The 16,373-nt window shown below is 62.6% G+C and carries 13 protein-coding genes; 2 read left to right on the top strand and 11 right to left on the bottom strand.

The genetic code is table 11. The annotated features are described in order from the left end of the window. Positions 1-40 precede the first annotated feature (40 nt). Together PverR02_RS26305 and hmpA are read right to left on the bottom strand one after the other, a co-directional pair. On the bottom strand, positions 41-547 hold the full coding sequence (locus PverR02_RS26305) for a disulfide bond formation protein B (RefSeq protein ID WP_017846721.1): 507 nt from the start codon (positions 545-547) through the stop codon (positions 41-43). Between the two features lie 427 nt (positions 548-974). Next, a complete protein-coding gene (hmpA, locus tag PverR02_RS26310) occupies positions 975-2,156 on the bottom strand; it encodes an NO-inducible flavohemoprotein (RefSeq protein ID WP_079444676.1) in 1,182 nt (393 codons plus the stop codon). Positions 2,157-2,302: 146 nt separating this feature from the next. Here hmpA and norR point away from each other — a divergent pair, with 146 nt between their 5' ends. Further along, the gene (gene norR / locus PverR02_RS26315) at positions 2,303-3,847 is read left to right on the top strand and encodes a nitric oxide reductase transcriptional regulator NorR (protein ID WP_079444677.1); all 1,545 of its coding nucleotides are present in this window, start codon (positions 2,303-2,305) and stop codon (positions 3,845-3,847) included. Positions 3,848-4,100: 253 nt separating this feature from the next. Here norR and PverR02_RS26320 read toward each other — a convergent pair whose 3' ends face one another. Continuing rightward, the gene (locus PverR02_RS26320; protein ID WP_046382104.1) at positions 4,101-5,012 is read right to left on the bottom strand and encodes a DMT family transporter; all 912 of its coding nucleotides are present in this window, start codon (positions 5,010-5,012) and stop codon (positions 4,101-4,103) included. Between the two features lie 138 nt (positions 5,013-5,150). On the opposite strand from PverR02_RS26320, the gene PverR02_RS26325 reads away from it, so the two are divergent. Further along, complete coding sequence (locus PverR02_RS26325; protein WP_079444678.1) at positions 5,151-6,026, top strand: helix-turn-helix domain-containing protein; 876 nt, start codon at positions 5,151-5,153, stop codon at positions 6,024-6,026. On the opposite strand, the gene PverR02_RS26330 is transcribed toward PverR02_RS26325, so the two are convergent. The 8 genes from PverR02_RS26330 to PverR02_RS26365 all read right to left on the bottom strand — a co-directional run bounded on the left by PverR02_RS26330 (position 6,023) and on the right by PverR02_RS26365 (position 16,342). After that, entirely contained in the window at positions 6,023-8,530 is a 2,508-nt protein-coding gene (locus tag PverR02_RS26330) for a LuxR C-terminal-related transcriptional regulator (protein WP_079444679.1), read from the bottom strand. The two genes, PverR02_RS26325 and PverR02_RS26330, sit on opposite strands and share 4 nt — an antisense overlap. Before the next feature lie 226 nt (positions 8,531-8,756). Then, positions 8,757-10,115 carry a DUF1329 domain-containing protein gene (locus PverR02_RS26335; RefSeq protein WP_046382101.1) on the bottom strand — a complete coding sequence of 453 codons (1,359 nt, stop codon included), beginning with the start codon at positions 10,113-10,115 and terminating at the stop codon, positions 8,757-8,759. A 26-nt stretch (positions 10,116-10,141) separates the two neighbouring features. After that, positions 10,142-11,932 (bottom strand): DUF1302 domain-containing protein, encoded by a 1,791-nt coding sequence (locus tag PverR02_RS26340; RefSeq protein ID WP_046382100.1) that lies wholly within the window; start codon positions 11,930-11,932, stop codon positions 10,142-10,144. Between the two features lie 483 nt (positions 11,933-12,415). Then, a complete protein-coding gene (locus tag PverR02_RS26345) occupies positions 12,416-13,327 on the bottom strand; it encodes an SDR family oxidoreductase (protein ID WP_017847774.1) in 912 nt (303 codons plus the stop codon). 118 nt (positions 13,328-13,445) lie between these two features. Next, positions 13,446-14,348, bottom strand: coding sequence for an alpha/beta fold hydrolase (locus PverR02_RS26350; protein WP_079444680.1), 903 nt, complete (start codon positions 14,346-14,348; stop codon positions 13,446-13,448). After that, positions 14,348-15,130, bottom strand: a complete 783-nt coding sequence (locus PverR02_RS26355; protein ID WP_057005283.1) for a class II aldolase/adducin family protein — start codon at positions 15,128-15,130, stop codon at positions 14,348-14,350. The genes PverR02_RS26350 and PverR02_RS26355 overlap by 1 nt, the downstream gene beginning before the upstream one ends. Before the next feature lie 149 nt (positions 15,131-15,279). After that, positions 15,280-15,966: an LrgB family protein gene (locus PverR02_RS26360; protein WP_017847771.1), complete on the bottom strand. Its 687-nt coding sequence runs from the start codon at positions 15,964-15,966 to the stop codon at positions 15,280-15,282. Beyond that, positions 15,956-16,342 carry a CidA/LrgA family protein gene (locus PverR02_RS26365; RefSeq protein WP_046385176.1) on the bottom strand — a complete coding sequence of 129 codons (387 nt, stop codon included), beginning with the start codon at positions 16,340-16,342 and terminating at the stop codon, positions 15,956-15,958. The genes PverR02_RS26360 and PverR02_RS26365 overlap by 11 nt, the downstream gene beginning before the upstream one ends. Between the last annotated feature and the right edge of the window lie 31 nt (positions 16,343-16,373).

Below are 16,373 nucleotides of genomic sequence, written 5' to 3' on the forward strand. Positions count from 1 at the left end.
GCTTTCCCTTGAGAAAGACCGGGGCGTTTCAGTGAACGGCTCAGGCTTTGCGTTGGCGATTGCGATAGATACCCAGGGGCACCAGGATCACCGTCAGCACGAACGCCACCAGCGCCCACTGCGCCAGCGACAGACCGAGCACCGGCGGGTACGGCGTGCTGCAGAAGCCGTCGACCTGGAAGACCAGCGGAAACACCTTGGCCAGGGGCAGGCCGTCAACGATCGGTTGCAGCACATCCACGCCGCAACTGACCTCGGGGAAGAACTGGGTGTACACATGGTGACCGGCAGCCGCCACACCGCCCAAGGCACTGAGCACCACCAACCCTTCAAACAGCGTGATCGCCCCTTTGTTGCGCATAGCCGCACCAATAAACGCAAAAACGGCAATCAACAGCAAGGCATAGCGCTGCAGGATACACAGCGGGCACGGCGCTTCGCCCAACACCACCTGCATGTACAGCGCACCGCCGATCAGCGCCAGGCAGATGATGCCCAGCAACACCAGAAAGCGCCGCTCCCTGCCTAAACGCAATTCGTCACTCATCTCCGTATCCCTTTGTTTGGTTGTGCCTGTGGCGGCAAGTTTACACACAGAGAGTGGTTTAAACAGAAGGGGGTTAACGGCGGATTAATACGCCACTTGTAGGAGCGAGCTTGCTCGCGAAGAACTCAAAGACGCTGCGGTCATCCAGGATGCACGGGCGTTATCGTTGACGTTCTTCGCGAGCAAGCTCGCTCCTACAGGTGTAATGGGTGTGTGGGGGGCCGAAGAATTCGTAGCGGCTTTGTTTTTCGGGTACGCCCATGGCCTTGAGGTGGCGTTTAATATGCCACTTGTAGGAGCGAGCTTGCTCGCGAAGAACTCAAAGACGCTGCGGTCATCCAGGATGCGGGCGTTATCGTTGACGTTCTTCGCGAGCAAGCTCGCTCCTACAGGTGTGTGGGTGTATGGGTGTGTGGGTGTGGGGGGGTTATTCGAGGGCGGCGGCTGGGCCGAAGAATTCGTAGCGGCTTTGTTTTTCGGGTACGCCCAAGGCCTTGAGGTGGCGCTTGACTGCGGCCATGAAGCCTTTAGGGCCGAGGAAGTACGCATCCAGGTCGCGCTGCTCAGGCAACCACGCCGCCAGTTGTTCCTGGCTCAGCAGGCCCACGGTGTCGCCTGCCGGGCTCACGCCATCGTCCTCGTCATAGCAGTAGAAGCGCTTGAGCTGCGGATGCTTGGCCGCCAGGGCGTCGACCCATTCCCGAAACGCATGCACCCCGCCGTTACGCGCGCAGTGGATAAAATGCACCGGACGCTGGGTGGCCAGGGCCGCTTCGAGCATCGGCAGTGTTGGCGTGATGCCCACCCCGCCGCTGATCAGCACCAGCGGTTTATGGCTGGCGGCCAGGGTGAACTCGCCCGCTGGCGGGAACAGGTCGATCGTCGCGCCGACCTGCAATTGATCATGCAGGTAGTTGGACACCCGCCCACCGGCTTCACGCTTGACGCTGATGCGGTATTGGCCGGCATCGCTGAGGGCCGACAAGGAATAGTTGCGGCGCACTTCTTCGCCATCGAGCAGCAGCGTCATACCAATGTACTGACCGGGCTCGGCGGCGAGGATCGGGCCGTTGTCCAGCGGGGCGAAATAGAAGGACGTGATTTCGGCACTTTCCTCCACGCGCTTGACCAGCTTGAACGGCCGCGCTCCTCGCCAGCCGCCCGGTGCCTGGGCTTTCTCATCATAGATCGCAGCTTCGGCGCCGATCAGGATGTCCGCCAACTGACCGTAGGCCGCGCCCCAGGCGCTCATCACCTCGGGAGTGGCAATCTCGCTGCCCAACACTTCGGAAATCGCACGCAGCAGGCAGGCCCCCACGATCGGGTAATGTTCCGGCAGGATCTGCAAGGCCACGTGTTTGTTGATGATCTTCGCCACCAGATCACCCAGTTGATCCAACTGGTCGATATGTCGTGCATACATCAACACACCATTGGCCAGGGCACGGGGCTGGTCGCCGCTGACCTGGTGCGCCTGGTTGAACAGCGGGCGCACCTCCGGGTACTCGGAGAGCATCATGCGGTAGAAATGGGTGATCAGCGCTTCGCCGCCGCTTTCCAGCAGGGGCACGGTGGATTTGATGATGGCACGGTCTTGGGCACTAAGCATGGAGCCTCCTGGGCTTCTTTACTGATTGCCTTGGAGTACTCAGTATTCATGCCAACTAATAAATCGTTTGATTTCAATAAGTTAAATTACATGTAGTCAGTATGACCTCCTACGACTTATAGTCATAAGGACTACAAGGAGTCATTATGACTGCGCAATCGCTGCTCACCACCCTGCTCCCCCTGGTCGCCGACCTGTCCCGCGAACTGCCCGAAGGCGAGCGTTACCGCCGCCTGTTGCAAGCCATGCGCGCCCTGCTGCCGTGCGACGCCGCCGCGCTGTTGCGCCTGGACGGTGAGTCGCTGGTGCCGCTGGCAGTGGACGGCTTGAGCGCCGATACCCTGGGCCGACGCTTCAAGGTCAGCGAACACCCGCGTTTCGCCGTGCTGCTTGGCAGCCCCGGCCCGACGCGTTTCGACAGCGACAGTGAATTGCCCGACCCCTACGACGGCCTGGTGGACGGCCTGCACGGGCACCTCGAAATTCACGACTGCATGGGCTGCCCGCTGTATGTCGATGACAAACCGTGGGGCCTGCTGACCCTGGACGCCCTCGACACCGAGCGCTTCGAACGGGTCGAGCTGGATGCCCTGCAAGCCTTCGCCAGCCTCGCCGCCGCCACGGTCAACGTCGCCGAACGCATTGAACACCTGGCATTGCGCGCCGAAGACGAACGCCAGCGTGCCGAGATCTACCGCCAGGCCAGCGGCCAGCAGCACAAAGAGATGATCGGCCAGAGCAAGCCCCACAAGCGCCTGGTCGAAGAGATCAACCTGGTGGGCGGCAGCGACCTCACCGTGTTGATCACCGGCGAAACCGGGGTCGGCAAGGAACTGGTAGCCCAGGCGATCCACGCCGCATCGTCCCGTGCGGACAAGCCGCTGATCAGCCTCAACTGCGCCGCCCTGCCGGAAACCCTGGTGGAAAGCGAGCTGTTCGGCCACGTGCGCGGTGCCTTCACCGGCGCGCTGAACGAGCGCCGGGGCAAATTCGAACTGGCCAACGGCGGCACGTTGTTTCTGGACGAAGTCGGCGAGCTGTCGTTGACGGTGCAGGCCAAGCTGCTGCGCGTCCTGCAAAGCGGTCAACTGCAGCGCCTGGGCTCGGACAAGGAACATCAAGTGGACGTGCGCCTGATCGCCGCCACCAACCGCGACCTGGCCGAAGAAGTGCGCAACGGCCGCTACCGTGCCGACTTCTACCACCGCCTCAGCGTCTACCCGCTGCAAGTGCCGGCGCTACGCGAGCGCGGGCGCGACGTGTTGCTGCTGGCCGGGTTCTTTCTCGAACAGAACCGTTCACGCATGGGCCTGGGCAGCCTGCGCCTGAGCAGCGACGCCCAAGCCGCGTTGCTGGCCTACAACTGGCCGGGCAATGTGCGCGAGCTGGAACATTTGATCGGACGCAGCGCACTGAAAGCCCTGGGAAACTGTCGCGAACGTCCGAAGATTCTCAGCCTGAGCGCCCAAGACCTGGACCTGCCCGACGTCAGCGCAGCGCCGATCGCCCCCCCACCCGAAGTCACCGCCATCGCCAGCGGCGACCTGCGCCAGGCCACCGAACACTACCAGCGCCAAGTCATCAACGCCTGCCTGGAACGCCACCAACACAACTGGGCCAGCACCGCCCGCGAACTAGGCCTGGACCGCGCCAACCTAGGCCGCATGGCCAAGCGCCTAGGCCTCAAATAACCCAGATCCCCCAACCAAACCCAATAAATACTGAAATACTGAAATACTGAAATACTGAAATACTGAAATACTGAAATGCTGAAATGCTGAAATGCTGAAAATGCTGAAAATACTGAAATGCTGAAAATGTGGGAGGGGGCTTGCCCCCGATAGCGGTGGGTCAGTCACTTATTTGTAGCTGACCCACTGCTATCGGGGGCAAGCCCCCTCCCACCTAAAGCAATCCCCTCCCACCTTAACCCCCCTTCCCACCTCAGACCTGCTTCGCCCTAAAGCCCGGATTCACCGGCAAAGCCACCCTAACCCTACGAAACACCAACACATTCCCCACCATCACCAACACCAACCCCACCAACGCCGGCGCAGTCCACTGATACCCCTCGGCAAACGCCGACACATTCAGCGCCACCACCGGAAACAACACCGTGCAATACGCCGCCCGCTCAGGCCCCATACGCCCGACCAGCGTCAGATACGCCGTAAACCCAATCACCGACCCCGGAATCACCAAATACCCCAACGCCCCGACATACCGCGCACTCCAGTCCATCTCGAACGGAATACCGCGCACCACGCAATAGGTCGCCAACATCACCGCACCATATGCCATGCCCCAGGCATTGGTAGTCAACGGCCGCAACCCCGCCTTCTGCTGCAGGCTCGAAAGCATATTGCCAGCCGAAAAACACATCGTCCCCAACAGCGCCAAACCCAGCCCGAGCAAGGTCTGCGGGCTCGCGGTGTGCCCCGCCAGCTCCGGCCAGAACAACAGGCCCAAGCCCAGCAAGCCAAGGCCGCCGCCCATCAACACATTGCGCGCGACCCGCTGGCCAAAAAACACCCGCGCATTCAGGGCATTCCACAGCGTCGCCGTAGAAAACACCACCGCCACCAGCCCGCTGGGAATCCACTGGCTGGCCGTGAGAAAACACATGAAGTTCACACAGAACAGGCACAACCCCTGGGCCAGGCAGATCAGATGCCCGCGCCGGTTCATCACCTGCAACTTGCGGCTGAGCAGCAACAGCACAAACAACACCAACGCCGCCAGGGCGAAGCGATAGACAATCGACACGGGAATCGCCACCACGCCCAGTTGCCACTTGAGGGCGATCCAGGTGGTGCCCCAGATCAGCACGGTGAGTAAATACAGGAAAAGGTTCATAACAGGCTCCGCTGGTTGAGCCACAGTGTCGCCTTCAAGCCCTGGCCGGCGCTTGCAGATTCTTGCGCTTTTGTCGCACGGCAGGCTCACAGCGCCAGCGGCTCGGAGTAGGATGCAAGGCGTCGGAGAGTACACACCATGTCAACGTTGGAATCCCTGCAAGTCTTTCAAGCCCTCAACCGCTCGCCCCACGCTCGCCTCGAAGCCTGCGCCGAGCTCGGTGACGGCTTGTCTGCGGCGTTGTGGAGCAATCACCACGACTCCCAGGACTACCAGGCGCCCGGCCATCACACCTTGTCCTGCTACATCGGCGGCGGCACCGGCACGTTTCGTCGCGACCAGCCGGGCACCAAGGGCGGGCCCGACAAGTTGTGCATCCTGCCGGCCGAGCATCAGTCGGCCTGGGTGATCAACGGCGACATCCGCCTGGCCCATGTGTATTTCAGCCAGGCGCAATTCGCCCTGGGCTGCATCACCCTGCTCGACCGCGAATCGCGCGCGCTGCAACTGCAGGAAAGCACCTTCCTCGAAGACCCCAGCCAGGCGCAACGCTTTCACCAGTTGATCGCCCTCAACTGGCACGAGCCCGCCGAACGCCTGCTGACCAGCAGCCTGGCCCATGAAATGCTCAGCCACACCTTGCTCAGCCAAGTCGGCGCGCGCGACGGGCTGCGTTTGAAAGGCGGGCTGGCGGCGCATCAGCGGCGGTTGTTGGTGGACTACATCGACCAGCACCTGGATGACCCCATCAGCCTCGGGCAATTGGCCGGGATGTGTGCGCTGTCGGAATACCATTTTGCGCGGATGTTCCGCCAAAGCTTCGGCCTGCCGCCCCATCAATACCTGCTGGCCCGGCGCCTGGCCCGCGCGCAGAACCTGCTGCGCAGCGGCAGCCTGCCCGTGGGTGACATCGCGTTGATGTGCGGCTTCTCCAGCGCCAGCCACTTCACCCATCGCTTTCGCCAGGCCATGGGCGCGACGCCCGGCGAATACCGTCAGGCGTTCTGCGCTTAAACCATCAAGCCCAACGTCTTGGCCTTGGCCACCGCCTGGGTGCGTCGCTCCACGCCGAGCTTGCTGTGGATGCGCCGCGCGTGGGTCTTGACGGTGTGCAGCGAGATAAACAAGCGGTCGGCGATTTCCAGGTTGGAGTTGCCCAGGGCGATCAGTTGCAGCACTTCCAGCTCGCGTTGGCTCAGCGGGTTGTCCGCCGTGCCGGTCGGCGAGGCCTGCGGTTCCAGGCCCAGCTCACTCAACAGCCCCGGCGAGCGTAAACGCAGCTCGCGGATCGCTTGCTGCACCTGGCAACGCCCTGCCAGTTCCAGGCCGTGTTGCAGTGAACGACGCGCCATCGCCGGTTCGCCCAGTTGCCAGGCCACCTCTCCAAGTACCAGGTGCAATTCGGCCTCCAGGCACAGCATGCCGCGTTGGCGGGAAGCGTCCAGCAGTGCGTTGAGCCGCGCCAGCGGTTGATCGGCGACGCCCAGTTTGACCTCGGCCAACACCAGCAGGTATTCAAGACGCGGGATCAATTCCAGCGTGGCCGGCGGCGCCTGCTTGGCGTCGGGCCCTCGGAAATGGCGGAGCACCCGGCGCAGCGCTGCCACCGTCAATTCGGCGCGGCCCTGTTGCAACCAGAAGTGCCCGCTGACCAGCAGCAACACCGCGCGGTACACCGTGTCCGGCACCTGGCGCTGCTGCATCAGGCGCTCGGCCTCGCGCAACTGGATAAAGGCCTGGGCGTAATCACCGTGATTGGCCGCCAACAGCGCAAGGCCCAGGTAGCCATACAACACACGCTTGTCCTGGCTGTGCAGGCACATGTTCAAACCCGTCTCGAAGCACTCGGCAGCCAACGCGTCCTGCCCCTGGCGCAGGGCCAGATGCCCACGCCGCAAGGCGATGCGTCCGACCAGCGGCCCAGCCTTCAGCCGCTGCTTGAGCAACATCGCCTGCACCTGCTCCAACAGGTTTTGCGCGCGGTACGGCGCGCCGCGCTGTTCGAGCAATTGCGCATGATCCAGCTCCAGCAGGGCTTCGAGCAACAGCGAACCATGGGCCCGCGCCAGGCACAGCGCTTCGCGGTTCAGGGTCTGGGCCGCCTCCAGCTCACCGCGCAGCAAGGCTTGCTGGGTCAGCCCCGACAAGCACATCAGACGTGATGTCCACGCACTGTCGGGCAACGCCTGCAAGGCCTCGAGGAAATGCTCGCGAGAACGTTGCGCATCACCCGCCAGATGCAGCAACCACCCCCACTGCGCCTGCCAGCGCGCCAACAACAGGCGTTGCTGCGGCGCCGACGGTTGCGGGGCGAAACGCGCCAGTTGGCCGATGCACAACGCGGCCTGCTCGAAGCGCCCGGCGAACAGCAACGCGGCCGTGACCAGCCCCACCAACTGCGCGGAACACAGCATCAGCTCGTCACCGTGTTGTTCATGCAGGCGCAACAACAGCACGGCATTCTGCTGGCGGAACAGGTCTTCGAAGCTGAAGTGCTGCAACAGGCTGACGGCCACTTCGTATTCTTCGGCCAGCAGCGCCTGCTCGAACGCGGCTTGCCAGTCGCCCTCGGCACTGAACCATTGGCAGGCCCGTCGGTGCCAGGAGCGTTTGGCCGGCCAGGGCTCATCCCGTATCAACTGCGCAAGCGGCGCGAAGACTTGCAGCCAGTCGGCGGCATCGTCCCAGGGCTGGATAAATGCGCCGAGCGCCTGCAAGTCCCGCAGGTACTGAGCGCCATCGCCAAAGCCGAACAGGTGCTCGCACAAGCCCGCATTGAAACGCGGCAAATGCGCCAGCACCCGCCAGGCTTCCTCCAGTTCCGCCGGCAAGGTGCTGAACAGCTCGTGTTGCAGGTAGTCGAGCAAGGTCTTGTCGGGATGGCCGTCGCCGAGCAAGGCGATGCGAACCCCGGCGCACCAACCGGCGCTGAACCGCATCACGCGCTCGACGCTGTGACCCGGCGCCTCGCCGAGCAGGGCCTGGACTTCCTCGGCGCTGAAGATCAACTCGGCCGCGCTGCATTCCAGCAGCTCATCGTCGAGCAGCAGCCGCGGCCAGTTGCACCCAGGGCGCCGCCGCGCACCCAGCCACCAGGTCAGCGCCGGGTGGCTGGCGCTGAGCAGGCGGTCGAGCAAGGCGTCCAGTTCGGGCGCGGGCAGACGGCTGAAATCATCGAGAAACAGCCACGCCGACGTCTGCCAGCGGCTGAGATCCTGCAGCAGCGTGGCTTCATCGGTAAACGCCAGGCCCAGGTTGTGCGCCAGGCGCCGGCACAAATCCAGCGGGCTTAGCGGCACGCCATTGAGCGGTAGCCAGTACACCTGACAACCCGCCGGCGCCTGCAAGGCGCACTCGGCGAGCAACGCGCTCTTGCCACTGCCGCCCGGGGCACAGAGCAACTTGACCCGCGCCTGCGCCGCCAACAACGGCTCGGCCAGACGCGGGCGCAACAGATGATGGGCGGACAGCCGTGGCATGAATCCAGGACGGTCCAGGCAGCGTGTCATGGCAGTCATTGCTGCATCCTGCGTTTTTATTGTTATGCAACCTGACACCTACCCTAGCCCCGTGCTCAGCGATTCTTGAAGAAGTATTCAGCAGGGTGATTAATGACCATGCACAAAACCCAATGTGGGAGGGGGCTTGCCCCCGATGGCGGTGGATCAGTCAGCTATCTGTAGCTGATCCACCGCTATCGGGGGCAAGCCCCCTCCCACATTAAGATTGCATTTCAAACAGGCATCAACGCACGCCCGAAGCCCTCAACGCCGCCGGCGTGTAGTCCGCCGCCTTGGCCGCAAACCCGAACACAAAACTGCTCTTCTCCTCATTCTTCATGCCCAGGGCGATGTAGCGTCCGGCGATGAGGTCGTACAGGGTTTCCACGGTGTAGGCCGGCACCTGATGGTCGTAGTAGAACTGCGCATGACCTTCGGCGACACGCCACAGTTGGCCGCGGCCGTCATAGTGATCCACCAGCGCGACCTGCCAGCTGTCTTCGTCGATGTACATGTGGCGCTTGGCATAGATGTGCCGTTCGCTCGGCTTGACGGTGCCGACCACTTCCCACACGCGGTGCAGCTCATAGCGGGTCAGGTCCTGGTTGATATGCCCGGCCTTGATGATGTCGTCGTACTTGAGGTTCGGCGAATCGAGCTTGTAGCTATTGTAGGGGATGTACATCTCTTTCTTGCCCACCAGCTTCCAGTCATAACGATCGGGGGCGCCGGAGAACATGTCGAAGTTATCCGTGGTGCGCAGGCCGTCGGACGCGGTGCCCGGGCCGTCGTAGGACACTTGCGGCGCCCGGCGCACACGGCGCTGGCCAGCGTTGTAGATCCAGGCCAGGCGCGGTTCCTTGACCTGGTCGAGGGTCTCGTGGACCAGCAGCACGTTACCCGCCAGCCGCGCCGGGGCCGTTACCGATTGCTTGAAGAAACTCAGCACGTTGGCGGCCTTGGCGGCGTCGATATCCGGGATCGCCTGCGGCACCGCGACTTCTTCTTCAAAGCGGATCGGCGTGTAGCTGCCGTTCGTCTGCGGGGTGGCCTGGGTGATGATGCGCCGCAGGTTGCCGCCGTGGTAACGGGTGATGTGGTTCCACAGCACCTCCACGCCATTCTTGGGGATCGGGAACGCGTAGTAGCGGTTGCCGGTGAAGTTCTCCAGGCCGTTGCCGTCGTTGATCGCATGCACGTTCAGCGCGCTGCGCTTGATCGACTCGTAGATATCCGGCGGCAGGTTGACCGTGCGGTGGCTCGGGTACACCGGGATCTTGTAGGTCTCCGGGTAACGCTTGAACATCGCCACCTGGCCGTCGGAGAGTTTGTCCTTGTATTTGTCGACGGTCGCGGCGGTGATCACGAACAGCGGTTTTTCATTGGCGAACGGGTCGGCGAGGAAGCCCTTGCTGTCCACCGCACCGGCATTTTTTGGAATGCCGCCGGTCCAGGCCGGGATCGAGCCATCGGCGTTGCCGGCCTTTTCGGCGCCGACCGGGGTCAGGCTGGTGCCGAGCTTGGCGGCTTCTTCGGGCGACACGGCCGCCATGACGTTGGCGGCCAACACACTCAGGGCCATCACAGCAATTAACTTACGCATAGAGTCTTGTCCTTCTTTAAGCCAAATCAGAAGTTCACGCCGAAGCTGAGGGCGAGGAAGTCGCGGTCAGTCAGGGTGTTGTAGTCGCCACCAAAAAAGTCGGTGTAACTCAGGCTGGCGGTGTAGGTGTTGCGGTAGTCCGCATCGACGCCGACGCTGATCGCCTTGGCGCCCTGGTTGAACAGGCCGTTGGGGCCGTAGCCGTTGACGTCGTGGGACCAGGACAGGTTGGGCTTGAGGTTCACCCCGGCAAACACGTTGTTGTAGTCGAGGATGGCGCGGGCACGATAACCCCAGGAATTGGCCGTGACGAAACCGTCGGTGTCGCCACCGTAACCATAGGCGCCGTATACCGAGTCGCGGCCGTAGCGCAGTTTGCTTTTCGCTTCCAGCCCGCCGACGTGGACGAAGGCGGCCTCTCCCACCAGGGTCAGGCGTTCGGCCCCGAGTACCTGGTCGAAGAACTGAGTCATGGTGCTCTGGATCTGGGTGATTTCCTTGCGCCGGTAACCGGCATTGTCGGCGCCGAACGAGCTGTGGATCGGCGAGGCGGTGTTGCCGGCAATCGGGTTGATCAGGGCCAGGGTCAGGTCGGTGGTGTTGAGTTGCACCGGCGCATTCGGGCGGTAGCTGATTTCCCCGGTCCAGGCCGTGCCGGTGGGCAGGGTGGTGGAGAAGCTGGCGCCGTACAGGCGAATGTCTTCCGGGTAATCGAGATAGTACTGGCCACGGCCGAGCATGGTGCTCTGGGCCAGGGCCGAGCCGGTGCCTGGCGCAATGGCGTTGGCGGTGTTGACGATGCGCCCGATGGTGGCCAGGTTGGTGTTGGCGGTGAGGGTGCCGACGGTCGGCGTGCGGCTGTGGTAGTTCATGAAGTACAGGCCGTACTCGGTGTCGTCGCCCAGCCAGCGCAAGGCCGCGCCGAATTGGCCGCCATCGCGGGCATCACGGTCCTTGGCGCGCTGCACCACGACGCCTTCACGCGTGACCTCAAAGCCCTGGCCGAACGCTGCGGCCACCGGTTGCAACGGCGCAATCGCCGGGCTGCCGACCGTGTAGTTACCGTTGCAACCGTGGGCCGCCACGTCGCCACCAAAGAACGTGCCGCAGTTATCCAGCACGGTGTTTTCCCAGTTCAACTGGTAGAAGCCTTCTACCGTCAGTTGGTTGGTCAGGCTCTGGGAGGCGAACAGCATATTGACCGGTATCAGCCCTTCCTTGATCTCGGCGCCGGGGCGGCGGAAGGCCGATACGTCGATGGGGTTGATGCTGTTGATGGAGTTACCGATAAACGTACTCTCGCCCCAACTCACCACCTGCTTGCCGACGCGCACGTTGCCCGGCAGGTCGGCGATGGAATAGTTGTGATAGACGAACGCATCGAGCAGCTCGTAGCCGGAGGAGCGCGCACCTTCGTCGCGATGGTGATTGCTGATCTGCTTGAACTCGCGGTCTTCGTCCTGCAACTCGAAGTCGTACCAGTACTTGCCGCGCACGAACACGCCGCTGTCGCCGTACTTGAGTTCCAGGTCGTGGATGCCTTTGAAGATCTTGGAGAAGGTCTCGCCCTTCTTGAAGTTCAGTCGCCCGTCATCCCCGGTGGAAGCCTGCCCCGTGCCGCCATTGGACACGCCCACCAGTTTCTTGTCGGCATCGCGCATGCCCCAGCTGGCGCCGACCGACAGCGAGGAATCGAATTGCCCTTCGATCTCGCCGATGTTGAACGAAACAGCCTGTGCCTGGGCACAGCATCCCAACGCAACCGCGGCGGCCAGCGCCTGCGGCGTGAAGATGGCGCGCATTGTTGTTTTTGTCATGCGTCTTCCCCGGTGAGTGACAGAAGGCCCCACCCTACTGCCGCCCTTCGGGAGCGATAAGCGCACCAAGGAGGTATTCGTGTTGTCGCCCGAAAGGATTAACGCCGCTCTGGCGCGGCTCTGCGCGGGGGCATGCGCCCCATGGATGGCGGGTTATCAGGCCGGTGGATGGCGCCAGGGGGTGACTGTTGTCATATCCGTAACAGTCCTTGTCCTGAAGCGCTATTACTCATTTTGTTACAACCCTCTATTCTTGCCTGGCTTTCAGGGCAAACGGCCCGCTCCCACCTTCGGGAGAACAGCTGAAATTCGACGGATTGGCTACTGTATTCAATCTGTTACCGGTGTTCACTGACGTTGAGTCTGTCGCTCCTTGATCCAACGTCTTACTTCGGCCGCTGCTTTGCAGCGGCCTTTTTTATGCCTGAAAAAAAGCGGGGCGCCGTCAGCGCCCCGCAGTATTGAAGGTGTATCCGGCAATGATCAGAGGCTGAACTTCTGCAAATTGGCCATCATCTCCTTCAAAGCCTCGATAGTGTCCTTGGGATGCACCGCGCCTTCGAAGTCACAGATCTGTTGCCAGTGCGCGGCCACGTCGTCCGGCGAGAACCCGGCCTCCGGGTCGAAGCCCACACCCAGGCTGCGTTCCCAGCGGGTCTTGCCGATCCAGCCGCCGCCCACTTCGAACAAGCCTGAGGTTTCCTGGCACGCCTCGCTGCCCAGGTACACCACCAGCGGGCTGACCAGTTCCGGCTTGAGGCGCTCGAACACCTGCGGCGGGATCAGGCCTTCGGTCATGCGCGTGCCGCCGGTGGGGGCGATGGCGTTGACCAGAATGTTGTTCTTGCGCCCTTCCAGCGCCAGGGTGCGGGTCAAGCCATACAGGCCGAGCTTGGCCATGCCGTAGTTGGACTGCCCGAAATTGCCGTAGATGCCCGACGTGGACGCAGTAAAAATCACCCGCCCATAGCTTTGTTCACGCAGATGAGGCCAGGCGGCGCGGGTAACTTTGTAGGCACCTTCGACATGCACCCGGTAAACCAGGTCCCAGTCGCTGTCGTCCATTTTGTGGAAGGTCTTGTCGCGCAGGATGCCGGCGTTGTTCACCACCACGTCGATACGGCCGAAGGCATCCAGGGCGTTCTGTACGATTTTCTCGCCGTCGGTGACGGAATCATGGTTGGCTTCGGCGATACCGCCGGCTTCGCGGATTTGTGCGACCACACGGTCGGCCGCCGACGCATTGGCGCCCTCGCCCTGGGTGGAACCGCCGAGATCGTTGACCAGCACTTTGGCCCCGTGCCTGGCGAACAGCAGCGCATGGGCCCGGCCCAACCCGCCGCCGGCACCGGTGACGATCACGACCTTATCCTGGAACTGCACTGACTCACTCATACCGAACTCCAATGGCGACGATGGGAATGGCTCGAGTGTCAGGCACGGCGCCTGCGGTCACAATAAATACGGCCACGGCTGAATGGTGCGCGATAAGGCAGCAGGATGATCGCCTGTTTCAGGAATAGGCCATGCGCGGCGGCGCGTGCGCGATCTGCTGTCGAAACTCCAGGTAATGCTTGAGCACCTGCACCGGCGCTTCGATCTGCGGGTAGTGGCCGATATGGGCCAGCAATACCGTGTCGGCGTGGGGCACCAACTGGCGGTAACGCTCGACCATGTGCGCGCCGGATATCGGGTCGAACTCGCCGTCGATCACCCGCAGCGGCACGTCGCCACGTTGCAGGGCGCCCACCCAACGCTCACGCAGGCGACGGCGCTGGGGAATGTAGTTGATCAGTTTATGCAGAATGCGCGGCCCGTCATTGCAGTCGATCAGGCTCCAGAAATCATCGAGGGCGCTCTCACTGGGGCGGGTCTGTGCGCCGAAGATCTGGCTGAAGCTGTCGGACAAGGCATTGCGCCCAAATGTGCGACCGATCATCCAGCCCAAGGGGCTGAGCAGCAGTTTCTGCACCAGGGCCAGGCGATGGGTTTCGGGGAACAACCCGCCATTGAGGAACACGCAACTGGCCATCTGGAAGCGGCCTTCGTGATGCCGCGCCAATAACTCCTGGGCGACGCTGTCCCCGTAATCATGGGCCAGCACATGCACCGGTTGTCGCACATGCAGGTGGTCGAGCAGCGCCTGTTGCAGATCCGCCTGTTCCAACAGGCAATAGTCGTGATCCAGCGGCTTGGCCGAATCGCCAAACCCGAGCATGTCGCAGGCGATCACCAGGTTGCGCTGGGCCAGGGGCTGCCACAGGTAATGCCAGTCCCAACTGGCGGTCGGGAAGCCATGGATCAGCAGCAGCGGCTCACCCTGCCCGGCCACCCAATAGCGAATGGTGTGGCCACGAAAAACAAAACTCTGGCCGCACTTGCGCCAGGCTCTGAGCGGAATTTCGGCGAGAGGCATCAACTTTTATACCCTGGATCTTGCAGGTCCAATTTACGCAGCAGCGCCGGCCAGGCCAGCGCGCCCCCCATACCTTGGGCGCTCTTTGTGACAGCCGCCACCATCGCCCTGGCCCCGGCGAGAATCTGCGGGTCGATGGCGATCAATTCAGCCCCGCCGTTGCGCGCAAGCACTTGGATATCACAGGCGCGCTGAAAGGTGAACATCATCAAGAAGGTGTCGGCGATGGTCGCGCCGCAGGTCAGCAGGCCATGGTTGTGCAGCATCAGGAAATTGTTGTCGCCGAGGTCGGCCTGCAAACGGGCTTTTTCCTCGTGGTTCAGCGCCACGCCTTCGTATGCGTGATAGGCCAGGCTGGACAACACAAACAAGGACTGCTGGCTGATCGGCAGTACGCCCTGCTTCTGCGCAGACACCGCAACCCCCGCCGCCGTATGGGTATGCAGCACGCACTCCACGTCGTGGCGCACTTCGTGGATCGCGCTGTGGATGGTGTAGCCGGCCGGGTTGATGTCGTAGGGGCTGTCCATCCGTTTGTTGCCGGCCTGGTCGACCTTGATCAGGCTCGACGCCGTGATCTCGTGAAACATCATCCCATAGGGGTTGATCAGGAAATCATCGGTGCCCGGCACCTTGGCCGAGATATGCGTGAAAATCAGATCATCCCAGCCGTGCAGGGCGACCAGGCGATAGCACGCAGCCAGATCGACGCGCGTCTGCCATTCGGCGGCGCTGACCTGATCTTTGACACTCTGTGGCGATACAACGGGGGCTAGGCTCACGGCAACGACCTCCTTGACGCACTTTCTTATTATTTTTTAAGTGAAGGGTCAGTGTAGTCAGACGTCGTGGCGCAGGTAGTTGCCTTCGCAGCCAGCTTGATGGCCGCACGAGTCAGCCATGAGAATAGTTTAAATCTGTCCAAGTCGCGTCAGAGAAGTGCCGCCAACAAAGGCGCGGCAAACAGGTTGAGCAGCCCCGTCAACACCATCATCAGGCCTGCGACAGAGCCCTCTTCGCCCCCCACTTCATGGGCCCGGCTCACGCCCGCGCCGTGCGCGCCCACCCCAAACAATGCCCCGCGTGCCAAAGGCGTGCGCAGCGGCAGCCACTTGAGCAGCACACCCCCGAGCATGGCGCCGAACACGCCGGTGAACATCACGAACACCGCCGTCAGTTCCGGCACGCCGCCGAGGTCGGAAGACATCGGCATGGCAAACGGTGTGGTGATCGAACGCGGCACCAGCGACATCGTCACCGCACTGTCCAGCGCCAGCGCCTTGGCCAGGCCGAACGAGGTGCCGATGGACGCCGCGCTGCCGGCCAGCATCCCCAGCAGCAAGGCCGACCAATACCGCGCCAGCAAACGTCGCTGCTGCCAGATCGGCACCGCGAACGCCACCGTCACCGGGCCCAACACCAGCATCAGCCAATGGGTGTCGCTGGCGTATTCGGCATAGGCGGTGTGCATCGGCACGGCCACCGCGAGCAGCAGCGCGGGCACCAGGATCAGCGGCGACAACAGGTAGCGCCCGGTCCGACGGTAGATCCAGCGACTGAAGAAATACGCGCCCAGGGTCAGGGCAAGCCAGAACACCGGCATCAGTTCAAGCTTCATGGCGCAGCTTCCAGCGACACACCATTTCCACGGTGAAGGCCGTCACCAGCATGACCGCCAGGGTGCTGAAGCCGATCACCAGCAGAATCCGCCAACCGTCATTGCGCACTAGGCCGCCGTAGTCCAGCAGGCTCATCAAGGCCGGAATAAAGAACAACAACATTTCCGCCATCAACACGCCCGCCCCCAGTTGCAGGGCCGCCGGCTTGACCAGGCCGGTGGCGAAAGCCGCCAGCAACAGGCCCAGGCCCATCACCCCACCGGGGATGGGCCACGCCAACCAGGCCACCAGTTGCGTACCGAGCAGGTAGATGGCCAGCAGCACGACCAATTCAGTCAGCAGACGGCCGACGTGTTTGAAGCTTAAACGTTTCATGGGCTTTGGGTCCTCGTAGGCCTCCATTTTA

Source organism: Pseudomonas veronii (assembly GCF_002028325.1).
Classification (GTDB): Bacteria; Pseudomonadota; Gammaproteobacteria; order Pseudomonadales; family Pseudomonadaceae; genus Aquipseudomonas; species Aquipseudomonas veronii.

Excerpts from the sequence above, each read along its gene's own strand:
- PverR02_RS26305 (WP_017846721.1), bottom strand. The coding sequence starts at position 547 with ATGAGTGACGAATTGCGTTTAGGCAGGGAGCGGCGCTTTCTGGTGTTG.
- hmpA (WP_079444676.1), bottom strand. The coding sequence starts at position 2,156 with ATGCTTAGTGCCCAAGACCGTGCCATCATCAAATCCACCGTGCCCCTG.
- norR (WP_079444677.1), top strand. The coding sequence starts at position 2,303 with ATGACTGCGCAATCGCTGCTCACCACCCTGCTCCCCCTGGTCGCCGAC.
- PverR02_RS26320 (WP_046382104.1), bottom strand. The coding sequence starts at position 5,012 with ATGAACCTTTTCCTGTATTTACTCACCGTGCTGATCTGGGGCACCACC.
- PverR02_RS26325 (WP_079444678.1), top strand. The coding sequence starts at position 5,151 with ATGTCAACGTTGGAATCCCTGCAAGTCTTTCAAGCCCTCAACCGCTCG.
- PverR02_RS26330 (WP_079444679.1), bottom strand. The coding sequence starts at position 8,530 with ATGACTGCCATGACACGCTGCCTGGACCGTCCTGGATTCATGCCACGG.
- PverR02_RS26335 (WP_046382101.1), bottom strand. The coding sequence starts at position 10,115 with ATGCGTAAGTTAATTGCTGTGATGGCCCTGAGTGTGTTGGCCGCCAAC.
- PverR02_RS26340 (WP_046382100.1), bottom strand. The coding sequence starts at position 11,932 with ATGACAAAAACAACAATGCGCGCCATCTTCACGCCGCAGGCGCTGGCC.
- PverR02_RS26345 (WP_017847774.1), bottom strand. The coding sequence starts at position 13,327 with ATGAGTGAGTCAGTGCAGTTCCAGGATAAGGTCGTGATCGTCACCGGT.
- PverR02_RS26350 (WP_079444680.1), bottom strand. The coding sequence starts at position 14,348 with ATGCCTCTCGCCGAAATTCCGCTCAGAGCCTGGCGCAAGTGCGGCCAG.
- PverR02_RS26360 (WP_017847771.1), bottom strand. The coding sequence starts at position 15,966 with ATGAAGCTTGAACTGATGCCGGTGTTCTGGCTTGCCCTGACCCTGGGC.
- PverR02_RS26365 (WP_046385176.1), bottom strand. The coding sequence starts at position 16,342 with ATGAAACGTTTAAGCTTCAAACACGTCGGCCGTCTGCTGACTGAATTG.